Below are 17780 nucleotides of genomic sequence, written 5' to 3'. Positions count from 1 at the left end.
CTTAGCCTTTATCCCTGGCAAAAAAATCCGGGAAATCCTCCATCGCCGCCGCGACAATCCGTAGTGACGCCGCAATCTGGAGCATTTCACCAGTGGCGTTTCGCTGAGCGATGCCGGCGGCATACTGCCGGGCGACGGCAATGGTGGCTGTCTGCGGGTCGCCCGGGGCGCGGAAGAGCAGTTCGCGTGCCAGTCCACGCAGGAAGTTGGCGATCGAAAGCGTCGTCTCGGCCGGAACCGCGTGCGCCTGCTGCGCGGCACGCAGCCGCAGGATCTCCAGACCGACGGTGACGGCGGCGACACTGCCGCCCAGAACCGCTTCACCCTTCCTGCCGCTGGTCTGCACCAGCGGCATCAATTGGTTGATGCGGTCATAGGCGAGGCTCTCGAAGGCCGAACGCCTCGGCACGCGCTCGTGCAGGCAAAGCCGCGCCAGATCCTCGCGCATGGCCCGCACGATGCGGTGCGCCGCGAGCCATGGGTCGGCGGGCAGCACGATGATGAAGACGCCGATTGCCAAAAGGATGCCGACCAGGATCGAGGCCGAGCCGGCGAAGAACGGGCCCGGGTCGTAGGTCATCGCCTGGTGCGGGCTGAGGAAAGCAAGAAAATTGATGGCGAAGGCCGTCGCCACGCCGACATAGCGGGGATTGGCCATGGCGAGCGCCGCCGGCACCAGGATCGGTACGACGAACAGCATGAACCAGCCGAAACCAGGAAAAACGGGAAGCGCGATCTGGCCGACGAGAAAGGCAAAGGGCAGAGCCAACAGCGTTCCCTGGAAGAACCCCCAGGCTACCCGCACCGGATCGGGGCGGGCGGCAAACAAGCTCGACACGACGGCAACCAGAATGACCGTGCCGGCGGCTTCCGACCATCTCGTCGTCAGCCAGAAAGCGGCGACCAGCAGCGTTGCAAGTGCCGCGCGGACCGCGTTGCGGCTCGCCCCGTGATAGTCGCGATGTACAACCAGCGCCGGGGGGCTGCGTTCGCGTGAAGGCCGCGTGACGGGCGCACGCAAGGCATCGAGACCGCGCAGCGTCTGCTTCAGCGCTTCGGCGAAATCGGCGGCGATCGTGAGCCGGGTGACGGTGCCGACCCTGTCGCCGTCCTGGTCGGCCAAGGCGTCGGGCATTTGCTTCGCTTTGGCGCCGATCGCGTCGAGCCGTGCCAGCCAGGGCGCCGTATCGTCGAGCGCGCCCGGCGTCGCCGCCATTTCAGTGACGAGGGCTTGCAGCTCCGAGCGCACCGGAATGAGCGCCGCGTTCTTCGGTGCGGCGTGTGAATGCAGCGCGCGGGCCGCGGACAGGGCTGAAAGCAGTTGTCCAATGGTGCGCCGGACCGGATGGGCGCGCGGCGCGAAGCTCGGGGCCTCCAGCCTGGCATAGGCGCGCATCTCGGCGAGCGTCTGGGTGTCGGCGACCAGCTTCCGATGCAGGCCGGAAAGCATTGCCGTGTCGCCGCCGGAAAAGGCGCCGCCGGCATAGGTGGCAAGGTCGAGAATGCAGCGCTTCAGCCGCGAGATGATGGCCTCGCTGGCCAATTTGGGCAGGATCAGCCGACTGGTCAGGCCGGCGCAGACAATGCCGAGTACGATCTCGGCACAGCGCGCGACCGCGAGGTCGACGACGAGATGCGGCTGGCCAAACGCCGGCAAGCCGATGATCATGGCGGTGTAGCCGGCCAGCGCCGCCCCGTAGGCTTCCGGGTTACGCAGCAGCGACGAGACGAAGGTGCAGAGGCCGATCCATAGGGCAAGCACCGTCACCAGCACCCAGGGATTCGTGCCGAAGACAGTGGTGATGGCAATTGCGGCAACACCGCCCGCCAGCGTGCCGAGCAACCGATAAAAGCCTTTCGCCAACACCATGCCGGCGACCGGCTGGGCAACGATGAACACCGTCATCATCGCCCATTGCGGGTGATCGAGCTTGAGGGCGTAGGCGGCCATAAGCGCGATCAGGCCGGCCGAGACCGTGCGCAAGGCGAAGATCCAGTCCGACCGGGTCGGCTGTGTCAGCCCGGCAAGACCCGCTTCGAAATAGCCTTTCAGCCGTTGCCAGCTCACACGCGCGTCTCCGCAAGCCTTGATCGACCGGCCTGCGCTCAGATATCCAGCACTTCCGTTTCCGCGAATTCGGCGCGTTCCTGGATGAACCGGAAACGAGCCTCCGGCTTGGTGCCCATCAGCGCATCGATCGCGTCCTTGGTGGCGGCCTCGGCATCGATCACATCGACCCGGAGCAGCGTACGCTTCCTCGGGTCCATTGTGGTCTCCTTGAGCTGCGCGGCCATCATTTCGCCCAGGCCCTTGAAGCGACCGATCTCGACCTTGCCGCGCCCGGTGAACTCGGTGCGCAGCAATTCGTCCTTGTGCGCGTCGTCACGCGCATAGGCGACCTTGCCGCCCTGCCGGATCGAGTAGAGCGGCGGCACCGCCAGATAGAGATGTCCGCCGCGAACCAGGTTCGGCATCTCCTGGTAGAAGAAGGTGATCAGCAGCGAGGCGATGTGAGCGCCGTCGACGTCGGCGTCGGTCATGATGATGACGCGGTCGTAGCGAAGATCCTCGTCGCGGTATTTCGACCGCGTGCCGCAACCAAGCGCCTGGATCAGATCGGAAATCTGCTGGTTGGCGGCCAGCTTGTCGTTGCCGGCGCTGGCGACGTTGAGAATCTTGCCGCGCAGCGGCAGCACCGCCTGGCTGGCGCGGTCACGAGCCTGCTTGGCCGAGCCGCCGGCCGAATCGCCTTCGACGATGAAGAGTTCGGCGCCGGCGGCCGCATTCTGCGTGCAATCGGCAAGTTTGCCCGGCAGGCGCAGCTTGCGCACCGCGCTCTTGCGCGACACTTCCTTTTCCTGGCGTCGTCGTACCCGCTCGTCGGCGCGCGCAATCACCCATTCGAGCAGCTTCGAGGCTTCCTGCGGATTGTCGGCCAGCCAATGGTCGAAAGGGTCGCGAATCGCCGTCTCGACGATGCGGATCGCCTCGATCGTCGCCAGCCTGTCCTTGGTCTGGCCGACGAATTCAGGCTCGCGGATGAACACCGACAGCATGCCCGCCGCCGAGATCATGACATCCTCCGACGTGACGATCGAGGCGCGCTTGTTGCCGACGAGGTCGGCATAGGCGCGCAGGCCGCGCGTCAAGACGTTGCGGAAGCCCGCCTCGTGGGTGCCACCTTCGCCGGTCGGGATGGTGTTGCAGTAGGAGTTGATGAAGCCGTCGCCGCCGAACCAGGTCACCGCCCATTCCAGCGAGCCATGGCCGCCTTGCCTGTCGCTCTTGCCGGCGAAGATTTCGCGCGTTACCTGGAATTCGTCGCCGAGCGACGCTTTCAGATAGTCCTTGAGGCCGCCGGGAAAATGGAATTCGGCCTTGGCCGGAGTGGTGTCCTTTTCCTTGATCAGCGAAGGATCGCAGGTCCATCGGATTTCGACGCCGCCGAACAGATAGGCCTTCGAGCGTGTCATGCGGTAGAGCCGCGCTGGCTCGAACGCGGCGCCCTTGCCGAAAATCTGCTCGTCGGGATGGAAGCGGGTCCTGGTGCCGCGCCGGTTGTGAACTTCGCCAAGGTGCTCGAGGCCGCTGACCGGGATGCCGCGCGAGAAGCGCTGCCGGTAAAGTTGCCGTCCGCGCGCGACTTCGACTTCGAGATGATCCGACAGTGCGTTGACCACGGAGACGCCGACGCCGTGCAGGCCGCCCGAGGTTTCATAGACCTTGCTATCGAACTTGCCGCCCGAATGCAGTGTCGTCATGATCACTTCGAGCGCCGGCTTCTTGAACTTCGGATGCGGATCGACGGGAATGCCGCGGCCATTGTCGGTGACGGTGAGAAAGCCGTCAGCCGAAAGCTCGACATCGATGAATGTGGCATGGCCGGCAACCGCCTCGTCCATCGAGTTGTCGATAACCTCGGCGAACAGATGGTGCATGGCCTTGTCGTCGGTGCCGCCAATATACATGCCCGGACGGCGCCGCACCGGCTCCAGGCCTTCGAGTACCTCGATATCGGCGGCGCTGTAGCCCTCTGAGCCGTCACGAGACGCGGCCGCCGGACGCTTGGCTGCCGCCTGCACCAGCGGATCGGCCGGACGCGCCGGTGTGCGAACCGGTTGCGGCTGCTTCTCCAGATTGCCGAAAAGATCGTTGTTGTCGTCCATGCCTGCCATAGAGCCCAAGCTGCGAATCACCCGCCGATACTGCCACGCTTTTCAGCGCCAAGCGACGGAGGTTCCTGTTACGTTCGGGGATTAACCCCCTCTTATCCTAAAACCATTCGATAACCAAGCCGGCGGAAATCGGGCGGATAGCCAGCGAGAAGATTCCTGATTCTTTAACAATGCCGCCTAGCGTGAGCCAACATAACAAGAAACTACGGGCATCAGGGGTTTGGGCGTGAGGGGCAAGGCCATAACGATGATCGGCATCGCCGCCGTTTTCGGCGCGATTTCGATCTTTGCCGCCGATTTCTGGGTCAAGCGCCAGGCCAGGGCCGACGCCGAGGAGAAAACCGCGTCGATCACCGCTCCGGCCGCACCCAGGGTTGAATTCAAGACAATCGTGGTGGCGAATGCACCGTTGCGGTACGGCATGGATCTCGACCGCACGAAACTCAACGAAATCCCCTGGCCGCAGGATTCGCTGCCGCAGGGCGCCTTCGCCACCATCGATGGACTGCTTGGGGACGGCAGCCGCGTGGTGCTGTCGCCGATCGAGGTCAATGAACCGGTGCTGCTTACCAAGCTATCCGGCCCGAATGGCCGCGCCACGCTCTCCAACATGCTGACGCCCGGCATGCGGGCCGTCACCATCCGCACCGACGAGATCGCGGGCGTCGGCGGCTTCGTCACGCCGGGCGACCGGGTGGATGTCGTGCTGACGCGCGATGCCGGTGAAATCCAGGAAGTGGCCAAGAATGCGCAAGGCGCCGCCGGCTCGACCATCACCTCCGAGATCGTCGTTGCCGACGCGAAGGTGCTGAGCGTCGGGCAGGGCGCCGACGAGCGCCAAACAACCCCGCAGGTGGCCAATTCCATAACCATCGAGGTGACCACCGAAGGCGCGCAGAAAGTGGCGCTGGCCCGCACTGTCGGCACGCTGTCGCTGTCGCTTCGCTCCGCCAGCGAGGGCGGCGACGGCAAGGACGGTGTCACCACCATCTCCTCCTTTGGCGGATCGGTGGCGGGCAAGGCGCAGGCCGCGGCCGGCTCGCTGTTCGACGCCATGGCAAAGGAGCCTGAGAAGCCGAAATTCAAGACGGTCATCGTGACGCGTGGAACGACGGCCGAGGAATATCAGGTTCCTGCGCGGGACCAGAAATAGGAATATCAGGTTCCTGAGTGGAACCAGAGCAGGACCGGTGGGGACCGGACGGGACGGGAACAATGTTCAGGCAACTTCAATATCGAATGACAGGCCGGTTGCACGTCGCGCAGGCGATGGCGATGGCGGTGACGATGGCGGCGGCCGGCATCTTCGCCGGCCCGGCCAGGGCGGACAACGACATCGTCTATGTCTCGGCGACCAAGAACGCCTCGATCAAGGTCGCCAAGGGCAAGCCAAAGACGATCATGACGAGCGCGGCCTTCTACCAGATCGTCATCGGCGATCCGGAGATCGCCAACGTCAACCCGCTGACCGACAAATCCTTCTATGTGCTGGGCAATAATCTCGGCACCACCGGCATTGCCCTGTTCGACGAGAACAAGCAGCTCGTCGGCACCGTAGACATCGAAGTGACGCTCGATACCGACCAGTTGGCCGACACGATCCGCGCCAGCGTGCCCGACGCCAAGATCAAGGTCGGCTCCGCCAATGGCCGTGTCGTGCTGTCGGGCGAGGCGGATGACGCGGTCGCCGCCGAAAAGGCCAACAAGATCGCCACCCGCTTCTCCGGCAATGAGGAGGTGATCAATTCGGTCAACATCTCGTCCTCGCAGCAGGTCCAGCTCAATGTCCGCTTCGTCGAGATCAATCGTCAGGCCGGACAGGACCTCGGCGCCAAATACAGCGCCAATTTCGCTTATGGTATGGGCGGACGCGACGTTACGATTGCTCCCGGCACCATTGAGCCGGCGGGGACCGGCGAGATCATCGGCAGGCTTCTGTCGAACGGCGTTTCCATCGACATCGCCATCAAAGCACTGGAAGAGCGCGGCCTGGCTCGTCGGCTGGCCGAGCCGAACCTGATCGCCCGGTCCGGCGAGACGGCGAGCTTCCTGGCCGGCGGCGAGTTTCCGATCCCGGTTTCCGAAGACAACGGCAAGATTTCCGTCAGCTACAAGAAGTACGGCGTCAGCCTGGATTTCACGCCCACCGTTCTGAAGGACGGGCTGGTCAGCCTCGACATCGCGCCGGAAGTCTCCTCGATCGACGCGTCGGCTTCCTACAATATCGGCAGCATCTCGGTGCCCGGCTTCATCGTGCGCCGCGCCAGGACGTCGGTCGACCTGAAGAACGGCCAGAGCTTCATGATCGCGGGGCTGCTGCAGTCGCAGAACGACATCACCACCTCGCGCATACCGGGCCTCGGCAAGATGCCTGTGCTCGGGGCCCTGTTCTCGTCGAAATCCTACCAGCGGCGCGAGACGGACCTGGTGATCATCGTCACGCCTTACCTGGTCAAGCCGGTGGATCCATCGAAGAAAATGGCCGAGCCGACCGATGGCACGCAGCCTGCCAGCAATGTCGACTATTTTCTCAACAACACCGAGGAGGTGAGGGCGTCGGATACCAATCGCGCGCTGGCGCTGGCTGACGGCAGCGCCGCGCGTGCCGCTCCCGCCACCAAAGTCGGGCATTTCCTCGACCTGCCGAAGGACTGAAGCCATGCGTCTGGTCTTGAGCTCGAGCGTCGCCTTGCTGCTTGCCGGCTTCACCGCCGGATGCACGAGTGACGACTATGTGCGCAGCGAAGGCGTGACGAGCGGCGCCGGGGAGGCCCAGGCCGCCAACACCGTCATGCAGATGGTCGATCCCTGGAAATACGGCGTCCAGAACACCAGGCTTCTCGTGCCTGCCCAGCGCGGCAGCACGGAACCCGCCACCGCCGAGCAGGCGGCCAGCGCCAAGGCATCGCAAGCCAGCGCCGACAATTGATCCGAGATCACAGGCTGACAAGTAATGGCAAACGGCATCAAGACCAGGAAAATCCTGCTCATATCGACGGACAGAACCTTCGCGCAGGACACGCGGACGGCGTTTGCCGCCTCGGAGATCATCCAGCTCTCGACGGTGGAAAAGAACATCACCGAACTTCGCGGCGAGGTCCAGGAGGCCGATCTCGGCGCGATCATCGTCGATATGGACGCAGCGAAGCTTGAGGAGATCGATGCGCTGCAACGCGTCATGCGTCGGCTGGAAGGCAAGGCGCCGGTCGTGGTCGTCACCCAGGAATTCAACGCCGCCGCCGCGCGCATCCTCGTGCAGCTCAAGGTCGCGGATTTCCTGGTCAAGCCGATCACCACGGCCGATCTCGTACGTTCGGTGGTGCGTGCGCTGCAAGGGCCGGGGCGCGAGGAAAACACCGAGTCGCAGATCTATACCTTCATGCCCGCGGCAGGCGGCGTCGGCACCACGACGCTGGCTTTGCAGACCGCGTTCCAACTGCATCATTCAGTGACGCGCGGCGCCTCGACCTGCGTGGTGGACCTCAATTTCCAGCAGGGCGCCTGCGCCGAATATCTCGACCTGGAGCCACGTTTCGACATCACCGAAATCGAGAACCAGCCGGAGCGTCTCGACAGGCAATTGCTCGACGTGATGCTGTCGAAGCATGCCAGCGGACTTTGTGTTCTGGCCGCACCGACGCAGCCGGCGGAGATGCGCTCGTTCAAGACCGACGTCGTGGTGCGGATGCTGGACCTCGTCTCGGCCTATTTCGACAATGTCGTCATCGACATGCCGCGCACCTGGTTTCCGTGGACGGAGACGGTGCTGCTCGGCTCCAACAAGCTCTACATCGTCGCCGAAATGACGGTACCGTGCCTGCGCCACACGCAACGCCTGATCCAGGCGGTCTACGAGACCGCCGGCAAGGAAGTGAAGCCGAACGTCATCGTCAACCGTTTCGAGCAGAAGATGTTTGACAGCGGCATCAAGCAGGCGGACGTCCAGGAAATCCTCGGCGAGCATTTCGTCGGCGGCATCGCCAACAATTACCGGCTGGTGCGCGAGGCTGTCGATCGCGGCGTGCCGCTGCACGAGATCGATGCCAATGCCAACGTCGTCAACGACCTCAAGAGGATCATCCTTCCGGAGGAAGTGGCGGCGGCGCCGGGCAAATCGAAATCGCTGTTCGGCTTCGGCAAGAGCCTTTTGAAGAGGAAGGCCGGATGAGCAGCCGCTTTTCCACCTTGCAGAACCGCGATGCGCGTCCGCAGCGCTCCGCCGAGCCGACGGCGGTTGCGCACCACGCGGTCGTCATCCCGACGAGCCGGAAGGTCTTGCCGGCGAAAGCCGAAGCCGTGCCGGGCAAGAGTGCCAACAAGGTGCTGGATGCGCGCGTGCGCATCCACCGGTTGCTGCTCGAGGAGATCAATCTTGTCGCGCTGGAGCGGCTGCCCAGGGACGAGATGCGCCGGCAGGTGCATGATTTCGTGTCGGAAAAGACGCGCGAAGAGCGGATGGCGATCAACACCGTCGAACTCGATGCCCTGGTCGACGACATCGTCGACGAGATGGTCGGGCTCGGCCCGCTCGAGCCGCTGCTCAAGGACCCCGATATCAACGATATCCTGATCAACGGCCATCAGAACTGCTTCGTCGAAAAGAAGGGCAAGCTGCAGCAGGTCCACATTCCGTTCAAGGATGAGGCGCATCTGCTTAGAATCATAAACAAAATCGTTGCCGCGGTCGGCCGCCGCGTCGACGAATCGCAGCCGATGGTCGACGCCCGCATGCTGGATGGCTCGCGTTTCAACGCCGCCATCCGTCCGGTGGCGGTCGACGGGCCGCTGGTGTCGATCCGCAAATTTTCCAAGAACAAGCTCGGCCTGCACCGGCTGGTCGAATTCGGCGCCATCACCCAGAACATGGCCGAAGTGCTTGCTGCGGCAGTACATGCCCGCAAGACGACGATCATTTCGGGCGGCACCGGCACCGGCAAGACGACCATGCTCAACGCGCTGTCGGCCTTCATTCCCGAGGACGAGCGGCTGATCACCATAGAGGACGCGGCGGAGCTTCAGTTGCAGCAGCCGCATGTCGCGCGCATGGAGACGCGCCCCGCCAACATCGAAGGCCATGGCGAGCTCAAGCAGCGCGATCTCGTCAAGAACGCGCTGCGCATGCGGCCCGATCGCGTCATCCTCGGCGAGTGCCGCGGCGAGGAGGCCTTCGACATGCTGCAGGCCATGAACACCGGCCACGAAGGGTCGATGGCGACCATTCACGCCAACACGCCGCGCGATGCCATTTCGCGGCTCGAGCAGATGCTGGGCATGACCGGCATGCCGATGACGGTGCAATCGATCCGCAGCCAGATCGCCAGCGCCATCGACATCATCGTCCAGTTGACCCGGCTCTCCGACGGCAAGCGCAAGGTGACGAGCGTCGCCGAGGTGACGGGCATGGAAGGCGACGTCATCCAGATGCAGGAGATCTTCCGCTTCGTGCGCACCGGCATGGACGCCGACGGCACGATCCTCGGCCATTTCGAAGCGACCGGGATCCGGCCGCGCTTCCTGGAGGACCTGCGCGCCATGGGCATCGAGTTTCCCGGGCGCTATTTCGAACCCGGCCGGCCGCAGGAGTAACCAGGTGTTGGACGGATTCAGCGCGATCTATGTCGTCTATGCCGGGGCTGCATTGACCGGCATCATGATCGCCGAGGCCGTTTACCTGCTCTATGCCGGCCGCAGCGACAGGCGCACCGCCATCAACCGGCGCATGAAGCTGCAGGAAAACAGGATCAGCCAGGAACAGGTGCTGATCCAATTGCGCAAGGAGCGCGGTCTCGATGCGGGCACGTCGCTGTTCTCGCCTGACCGTTTTCGCGCCCTGCGCGCCCAGTCGGGCATGATCATGCCGCTGTCGAAGTTCCTGATGATCACTTCGGGGATGGCGCTGGCTGCGGCCCTTGCCGCCATCTGGTATGGCTTGCCGCTGCTGATGGGCGCCATTCTGTTTGTCGTGGTGGTGCCGGTGCTGCCGGTGATGGCGATGCGCTCAATGCGCAAGCGCAGGCTGAAGCGGTTCGGCATGCAGTTGCCGGAAGCGCTGGAACTGATTACGCGCGGCCTCAAGGCCGGCCATCCGGTACCGGTGGCCATCGCCATGGTGTCGCGCGAAATGCCCGACCCGATCGGCACCGAGTTCGGCGTGATTGCCGATGAGGTGACCTTTGGTTCGGATCTGGTTTCGGCGCTGAATTCGCTGTTCGACAGGGTCGGCCATGAGGATCTGCCGCTGTTCGTCACCGCCGTGTCGATCCAGACGAGTTCTGGCGGCAATCTGCGCGAAATCCTCGACGGACTGTCGACGACGATCCGCGAACGCGGCAAGCTGCGCCGCAAGGTGCGCGCCATTTCAACCGAAGGCCGTCTGTCGGCCTATATCCTGACGGCCGTGCCGGCGCTGCTGTTCACGACCATCATGGCATTCATGCCTGGATATTACAGCGACGTCTGGGGCGTGCCGAAGACGTGGTACATGGTTGGTGGCTCGGTCACCTGGCTGATGCTGGGCAATCTGATCATGTTCAAAATGTCGAACTTCAAATTCTGACATGCAGAAGGTCGTCGAATTCCTCGCCTCGCTCGCGCCGACCTCGCTGATGCCGGTGGCTGTCCTGCTGCTGGCCGTGGGCGCTGCCGCTTTTGCCTGGCCGATGGTGGTGGCAAAGGGCGATCGCAACGAAGTCAGGCGGAGGCTCAAGGTCGACGACGGTCCGGTGGCCGCCAGGCCGGAACCGGTCCAGAAGAAGAATACCGGCGTCGTTCGCGAGAAGGCGGTGAAGAAGGCGCAGGAATTCTACGCCAAGAGCGATCCCGAAAACGTCGCCCGCCTGCGTTTGAAACTCATCCAGGCGGGCTACATGGAGCCGCGCGCCGTCGGCATGTTCTTTCTCATCCGTTTCACGGCGATGGTGGGCATCGCGCTCGCCGTCTTCGTGCTCAACCGCTGGATGGCCAGCCCCGACGCCACGATGACCAGCCGCTGGGCCTTCGTCGTGCTGTCGGGCGTGGCCGGCTATTTCCTGCCAGGGCTGGTGCTGACCCAGAAGATACGGGAAAAGATGCGCGAATACCGCAACGGCTTCCCCGATTTCATGGACCTGATGATCGTCTGTTCGGATGCCGGCATGAGCATGGAAGCGGGCGTCGAGCGCGTCTCGAAGGAACTCGCAAAGACCTACCCGTCGCTCAGCCAGAATCTGCAGCTCGTGTCGCTGGAGCTGCGGGCCGGGCGCAGCCTCGACGATGCACTGAAGGCGCTCGCCGATCGCCTGAGCCTGGACGAGGTGCGCTCCTTCGCCACGCTGCTGCAACAGTCCAAGGAGCTTGGCACCAGCCTGTCGGGGGCGCTGCGCGTCTTTTCCGACGAGATGCGCCACAAGCGCATGTCGCTGGCCGAGGAAAAGGCGCATGCCTTGCCGGCCAAGATGTCGGTGCCGGTCGTGGTTTGCATCCTGCCGGTGGTGCTGATGATCGCGGTCATTCCGATCATCGTCAAAATGACCGGCCACTAGGATTTGCTGATATTCAGTGAGGCCGGCCTGAGCGACCTGCGAAGTCCGCAAATGAGTGAGAAGTCCATGCGAATGCTGTTGCTCGTCCTCGGCCTTGCCGCGGCCAGTCTGTCGCCCGCCTGGGCTGCGGCCGATGATTGCGGCGATGCCGCTGCCCTGGTGCAGCAGGCCTATCCCAACGCCCGCAAAAGCGCTGACGGTGCCTCGTTCACGCTCGAACCCCACACCAGCATCGCCCTGACGTCTGCATTTGGCGACCCGCCGGGGCTGGTCTGCAAGATATGGCCCGCCCATGAGGCCCTGCTGTTGGTCGGGGTGCCGCTGATGGACAGCTCGCAACCCAGCGACTACGCGCATGCCGGCGATATCGAGCTTCTGGTCATCGACAGGAAGAGCCGGCAGGTGCGCCAGCGCCTGCTGCAGCCCGGGCTGATGAATGATGATGCCATCGCCATCCGCAAGGTCGAACTCGATACCGGCCGGTATGCGCTGGCGCCCGATGTCTCCGCCTTCGGCCTGCGCATCGAAATGGCGAACAATTCGCTGCCTAACCCTTTCAGTGAAACCGACCTGCGGCTCTATGCCATCGACAACGATGCCCTGCGGATGGTTCTCGATGGCCTGGTCGTGGCCGGCAATGGCGGCGAGGGCGATACCAATTGCGCCGGATCCTTCCATACCAGTCAGGTGAGCCTGGCGATGAGCCCGGCCAAACATCATGGCTATCACGACATGGTGGTGGTCGAACGGATGGACACCGACAATCCGTTGCCCGACAACAATGGCGAGTGCCAGTCCCACCCCGGCAAGTCCGTGAGCCAAACCTACCGGCTGCACTATGACGGCAGCCGGTATACGGTTCCGGCGGGGCTCAAGGCCCTGGAACCGTGAGAACGCCGCTGGCCGTGATCGAGGCGTTGCGGCCTGGTGGTTAATAGCTGGTGTACCCAAGGCCTAATTTTGGCGGCGTTTCGGCACCTAAGTTTAATTGCTTCGGTATAGTGTGTTTCCTGAAGAACGACCCGGCAAAAACCGGGCGATGGGGCAGGGGCATGCGTCACAGTAATTTCACGGCAATGGCCGCGATGGCGGCCGTCTTGATGATGTCTGGTTGTACGACGAGTGGCGTCGACACCACCAAAACCACCGCCATTCAACCGGCCGCGAAGGACGTCAGCACATCCGATCTGGCGGAAGGCAAGGCGCAATTTCGCGACGCGAATTACGGTCTTGCCGAACAGCATTTCCGCACGGCCGTCGAGTTGAAGGCCGACAATCCGGAAGCCTGGATGGGCCTCGCCGCTTCCTATGACGAACTCGGCCGCTTCGACTTCGCCGATCGTGCCTACGATCAGTTGCTCAAGGTCGCCGGGCGCAAGCCGCAGATCGTCAACAATATGGGCTATTCGCAATTGCTGCGCGGCAACAGGAAAAAGGCAAGGGCGCTGCTGCTCGAAGCCAAGGCCGGCATGGCCGACCCCACGGTCGTCGATGCCAATCTTGCCCTCCTGAACAAGGGCTGACGGCTGTCTGGTGGCCATGATCGTCGCGAGGACGATTTTGGGACACTCGGCGTCGACGCTTTGTAAACCCTATCCGAAGGTCTCAGCCGAAAGATCAGTTGAAAATCATGTCTGATGGCTGTCGCTGACCTAGAATGCAGCGGTAAGGCCGACGCTCAGGGAACCCCCGTCAATATGCTGGATTTCAGTTCGCTCCTGCTCGCAGCGGCGCTGTCGGGCATCTGCCTCAGCATCACCATGTTCGCGATCTGGTTCGCCGCGCCCCGGGCCAGCTTCGTGCTGACGGTGGGGTGCGGCATTCTCGTGCTCGTTGTGCATGTCATCCTGTTCTGGCGATACACGAAGGAGCCTGATCCGCTGCTTTGCCAGGTCGCGCTTGCATTGCTCAGCCTCGGTTTCCTGGTCATCTGCCTCTCGGCCATGCAGTATCTCGGCGTGCCGGATTACCGGCGTGCCATTTTGCCGACATTGGCCGCCATGACGATCTGCGCGGCGGTGACTTCCCTCGGTCTCGACGGGGTAGGCTTCATCGTTACCTATGTAACGGTGACTGTGCTGCTCTCGGCGATCGGAACCATGTTCTGGCTCAACGGCAGTCATGATCGCAAAATCCTGCTGGTGGTTTCGTTCCTAGGCGGCACCTGTGCGGTGTCGTTTGCACTTTGCGCGGTCGTCCTGGTGGCCAAGGGGCAATGGACGCTCGGGGCAGCCCCCGATAACTGGGCCGAACGCCTGAATTCGGTCGTGGCCGTGGCCTGCATGACCGGTCTCGGCGCATTGACGCTTTCCCTGCATCACCTGCAGGCGCAGATCGAGCTGAAGGCCGAGACGATGACCGATCCGTTGACCGGGCTGATGAACCGCCGGGGATTGATGTCGCTCCATGGCGAACGGGCCTTCGGTCCGTTCATGGCTGTCGTCATGTTCGACCTCGATCATTTCAAGAAGACGAACGACATCTATGGTCACCCGGTGGGGGATCAGGTTCTGTGCCGCTTCGCCGCAGTCATCAGAAAATATGCCAGAACGGGCGTCGACGCCTTTCGTCTCGGCGGCGAGGAATTCGCGATCGTCATCTCCCGGGTGACCGAAGAGAGGGCTTACGAGCTCGCAAGCAAGATCGGCGTCGCCTTCGGCACCGAGATCGTTGCGACCTCCCACGGTCCCTTGCGCAGCACTGTCAGCGGAGGCATCGGCTTTGGCGGCGCCAACGGCAACAGCCTCGGCGAGGTGCTGGCCGAGGCGGACGCAGCGCTCTATGCCGCCAAGCGCGCGGGCCGCAATTGCGTCGTCAGCCACAAAAGGATGGGCAAGGCCGAGCCGATCAAGCCGGCCTTGCGCTCAGCATAGTTTGCGAGACTATTCGGCCGCGCCCAAATAGTCCGACAGCGGCGGGCATGAACAGACCAGGTTGCGGTCGCCGGCGACATTGTCGATGCGCGATACCGGCGGCCAGTATTTCGCCGCCATGTCGGGGTCTCCGGCGGGGTAGGCCGCTTCCAGGCGCGAATAGGGATGGCTCCACTGGCCGGCCAGCGCCTCCGCGGCGGTGTGCGGCGCATTGACCAGCGGATTGTCAGCCAGGGGCCACTCGCCCCTCGCAACCTTGGCCGCTTCGCCCGCGATGGCGATCATCGCCTCGCAGAAGCGGTCGAGCTCGCGCTTGGGCTCGGATTCGGTCGGCTCCACCATCAGCGTGCCGGCGACCGGGAACGACATGGTCGGCGCATGGAAACCGTAGTCGATCAACCGTTTGGCGATGTCCTCGACACCGATGCCGGCGCTCTCCTTGAGCACGCGGGTGTCGAGGATGCACTCATGGGCAACGCGGTCGCTCCTGCCCTTGTAAAGGAGCGGGAAGTGTGGGGCGAGCCGTGTCGCGATGTAGTTGGCCGAGACGATCGCCGTCTCGGTCGCCTGTTTGAGGCCGGAAGCGCCCATCATGCGGATGTACATCCAGGTGATGGGCAGGATGGAGGCGCTGCCGAAAGGGGCTGCGGCCACGGCATGCGCGGAGCCTTCGGTGACATGGCCCGGCAGATAGGGGTTCAGATGCGCCCTGACGCCGATCGGGCCGACACCCGGGCCGCCGCCGCCATGGGGGATGCAGAAGGTCTTGTGCAGATTCATGTGGCAGACGTCGGCGCCGATGTCGCCCGGGCGGGCGAGGCCGACCAGGGCGTTGAGGTTGGCGCCGTCGAAATAGACCTGGCCGCCATGCTCATGGATGAGGGCGCAGAGATGTCGCGCGCCCTCTTCATAGACGCCATGCGTCGAGGGATAGGTGAACATCAGCGCCGCGAGATTCCTGGAATGCTCGTTGGCCTTGGCCCTCATGTCGTCCATGTCGATATTGCCGTCCTCCAGGCAGCGAACGACGACCACGCTCATGCCGGCCATCGCCGCGCTCGCCGGATTGGTGCCGTGCGCGGAGGACGGGATCAGACAGACCGTGCGATGGCCCTCGCCGCGCGAGCGGTGATAGGCGCGGATGGCCAGCAATCCGGCATATTCGCCCTGGCTGCCGGCGTTGGGCTGGAGGCTTACCGCATCGAAGCCGGTAATCTCCGAAAGCCAGCCTTCCAGATCGTCGATCATGGCGCGGTAGCCTGCCGAGTGCGCGGCCGGCGCGAAGGGATGCATGTTGGCGATTTCAGGCCAACTCACAGGCATCATCTCGGCCGCGGCATTGAGCTTCATGGTGCAGGACCCCAGCGGGATCATCGCGCGGTCGAGGGCCAGGTCCTTGTCGGCCAGCCGGCGTAGGAAGCGCATCATCTCGGTTTCCGACTTGTTCTCGTGGAAGACGGGCTGGGTGAGAAACTCCTTGCCGCGCGGCTTGCCGGGCGTGGTGGCGGCGGCCTCCGCGCTTGGCTTGGCCCCAAACAAGGCGGCAATGGCTTCCAGGTCGGTTTCGTCAGAGGTCTCGTCGAAGGCGATGCCGACACGGTCGGCATCGACGACGCGCAGAAGCCGGCCGCCCTTTTCGGCGGCGGCGGCAATCTGCGCGGCCTTTCCCTTCGTCTCCACCGTCACCGTGTCGAAGCGGCTCGTGCCGATCACCGGCAAGCCTGCCGCCTTGAGCCCGGCTGCCAGGCGGCTGGCCAGCGCGTGGATGCGCCCGGCGATTGCCTGAAGGCCGGCGGGGCCGTGCCAGATGGCGTAGGCTGTCGCCATGTTGGCAAGCAGCGCCTGGGCGGTGCAGATGTTGGACGTTGCCTTGTCGCGGCGGATGTGCTGCTCGCGCGTCTGTAGGGCAAGCCTGTAGCCTGGACGGCCCTTGCTGTCGGTCGACTGGCCGACCAGGCGGCCGGGCATCAATCGGGTCAATTTGTCGGCAACCGCGCAGTAGGCGGCGTGCGGGCCTCCAAAGCCCATCGGCACGCCAAAGCGCTGCATCGGACCGACGGCAATGTCGGCGCCGAGCCTTGCCGGCGTGTCGGTCAGTGTCAGGCCGAGCGGGTCGGCGATGAAGACGACCAGAGCGCCGGCCGCGCGCGCCTTGTCGATGGCCGCCTTGTGATCACCATAGACGCCGAAAGTGTCCGGCCAGGAGACGAGCAGGGCGGCTGTGTTGTCGTCGATCGTCTCGCCGTCAATCTCGATGCCGAGCGGCTCGGCGCGGGTGCGCGCCACATCCAGCGTCTGCGGGTGCGGCGTGCCGGCGAGAGCCACCTTGGTGCGCTTGTCGCGGTGATGGCGCAATGCGATGCCGATCGCTTCGGCGACCGCTGTCGCTTCGTCGAGCAACGAAGCCGATGCCACAGGCAGGCCGGTCAATTCCGCAACCAAGGTCTGGAAATTGAACAGCATTTCCAGGCGGCCCTGGCTGATCTCCGCCTGGTAGGGCGTATAGGCCGTGTACCAGGCCGGGTTCTCGAACAGGTTGCGCTGGATGACCGGCGGCACGTGCACGCCGTGATATCCGGCGCCGATGAAGCTCTTCAGCACCGTGTTCCGGGCCATGGTCGCCGACAATTCGGCCAGCGCTTCGGCTTCGCTGGCCGGCGCGGGCAGGGACAGCGGCTGGTCGAGGCGGATCGATCTCGGCACAGCCTGGCTGATCAGCGTCTCGACCGAGGGCACGCCGATGACGGCCAGCATGGCTCTCACATCGGCAATGCCGGGTCCGATATGGCGGGCCGAGAAGGGGTAGGGTGCTGCGGTCATGTCAATGCGTCCTGATTTCAGCCGATATGGGCTTTGTAGGCGGCCTCATCCATGAGGCTGGCGAGCTGGCTTTCGTCGGCAAGCTTCATTTTCCATAGCCACCCGGCGCCGGTCGCCGCCGAATTGACCAGCGACGGATCGGACGACAGCGTTGCGTTGGCCTCGGTGATCTCGCCGTCGACCGGCGCGTAGACGTCGGAGGCCGCCTTGACGGATTCGACCACGACGGCGGTGTCGCCCTTGGCGAGCTTCTTGCCTGTTTCGGGCAGTTCGACGAAGACGAGGTCGCCCAGCTGCTCCTGCGCGTAGTCGGTGATGCCGACGGTGGCGATGCCGCCCTCGACGCTGAGCCACTCGTGATCGGCGGTGAAATAGGTCTTTGCCATCTGAA

Annotated in this window: 14 protein-coding genes; 10 read left to right on the top strand and 4 right to left on the bottom strand. The window is 63.9% G+C overall.

The features are described 5' to 3' along the window. Position 1 precedes the first annotated feature (1 nt). Both FJ979_RS00245 and parE read right to left on the bottom strand, forming a co-directional pair. Positions 2-2068, bottom strand: coding sequence for an FUSC family protein (locus FJ979_RS00245; protein ID WP_140579715.1), 2067 nt, complete (start codon positions 2066-2068; stop codon positions 2-4). A gap of 38 nt (positions 2069-2106) precedes the next feature. Next, entirely contained in the window at positions 2107-4167 is a 2061-nt protein-coding gene (parE, locus tag FJ979_RS00240; protein ID WP_140517037.1) for a DNA topoisomerase IV subunit B, read from the bottom strand. Positions 4168-4402: 235 nt separating this feature from the next. Between parE and cpaB the strand changes: the two genes are divergently transcribed. From cpaB to FJ979_RS00190, 10 genes are all read left to right on the top strand, one after another. Next, on the top strand, positions 4403-5329 hold the full coding sequence (gene cpaB, locus FJ979_RS00235; protein ID WP_246679266.1) for a Flp pilus assembly protein CpaB: 927 nt from the start codon (positions 4403-4405) through the stop codon (positions 5327-5329). A gap of 116 nt (positions 5330-5445) precedes the next feature. After that, a complete protein-coding gene (locus tag FJ979_RS00230; RefSeq protein WP_181168530.1) occupies positions 5446-6831 on the top strand; it encodes a type II and III secretion system protein family protein in 1386 nt (461 codons plus the stop codon). Positions 6832-6835: 4 nt separating this feature from the next. Continuing rightward, complete coding sequence (locus FJ979_RS00225; RefSeq protein WP_140495845.1) at positions 6836-7105, top strand: hypothetical protein; 270 nt, start codon at positions 6836-6838, stop codon at positions 7103-7105. A gap of 24 nt (positions 7106-7129) precedes the next feature. Beyond that, positions 7130-8344 (top strand): response regulator, encoded by a 1215-nt coding sequence (locus FJ979_RS00220; protein WP_140561477.1) that lies wholly within the window; start codon positions 7130-7132, stop codon positions 8342-8344. Continuing rightward, positions 8341-9762, top strand: coding sequence for a CpaF family protein (locus tag FJ979_RS00215; protein WP_140517029.1), 1422 nt, complete (start codon positions 8341-8343; stop codon positions 9760-9762). Before FJ979_RS00220 ends, FJ979_RS00215 begins: the two co-directional genes overlap by 4 nt. A gap of 4 nt (positions 9763-9766) precedes the next feature. Further along, positions 9767-10732, top strand: a complete 966-nt coding sequence (locus tag FJ979_RS00210) for a type II secretion system F family protein (protein ID WP_140495848.1) — start codon at positions 9767-9769, stop codon at positions 10730-10732. A 1-nt stretch (position 10733) separates the two neighbouring features. Beyond that, positions 10734-11696, top strand: coding sequence for a type II secretion system F family protein (locus FJ979_RS00205; RefSeq protein WP_140564047.1), 963 nt, complete (start codon positions 10734-10736; stop codon positions 11694-11696). 72 nt (positions 11697-11768) lie between these two features. Further along, positions 11769-12587, top strand: coding sequence for a hypothetical protein (locus FJ979_RS00200; RefSeq protein ID WP_246679265.1), 819 nt, complete (start codon positions 11769-11771; stop codon positions 12585-12587). A 161-nt stretch (positions 12588-12748) separates the two neighbouring features. Beyond that, a complete protein-coding gene (locus tag FJ979_RS00195; protein ID WP_140579711.1) occupies positions 12749-13219 on the top strand; it encodes a tetratricopeptide repeat protein in 471 nt (156 codons plus the stop codon). Between the two features lie 174 nt (positions 13220-13393). Further along, positions 13394-14569: a diguanylate cyclase gene (locus tag FJ979_RS00190; protein WP_140579709.1), complete on the top strand. Its 1176-nt coding sequence runs from the start codon at positions 13394-13396 to the stop codon at positions 14567-14569. A 9-nt stretch (positions 14570-14578) separates the two neighbouring features. On the opposite strand, the gene gcvP is transcribed toward FJ979_RS00190, so the two are convergent. Together gcvP and gcvH are read right to left on the bottom strand one after the other, a co-directional pair. Further along, the gene (gene gcvP / locus FJ979_RS00185) at positions 14579-17389 is read right to left on the bottom strand and encodes an aminomethyl-transferring glycine dehydrogenase (protein WP_140579707.1); all 2811 of its coding nucleotides are present in this window, start codon (positions 17387-17389) and stop codon (positions 14579-14581) included. Positions 17390-17406: 17 nt separating this feature from the next. Then, positions 17407-17775 (bottom strand): glycine cleavage system protein GcvH, encoded by a 369-nt coding sequence (gene gcvH / locus FJ979_RS00180; RefSeq protein ID WP_140495853.1) that lies wholly within the window; start codon positions 17773-17775, stop codon positions 17407-17409. Between the last annotated feature and the right edge of the window lie 5 nt (positions 17776-17780).

Origin of the sequence: Mesorhizobium sp. B1-1-6 (assembly GCF_006443035.1) — a bacterium.
GTDB lineage: Bacteria > Pseudomonadota > Alphaproteobacteria > Rhizobiales > Rhizobiaceae > Mesorhizobium.
The sequence above is the reverse complement of the archived record's forward strand: the minus strand, read 5'-3'. Positions and strand labels throughout refer to the sequence as shown.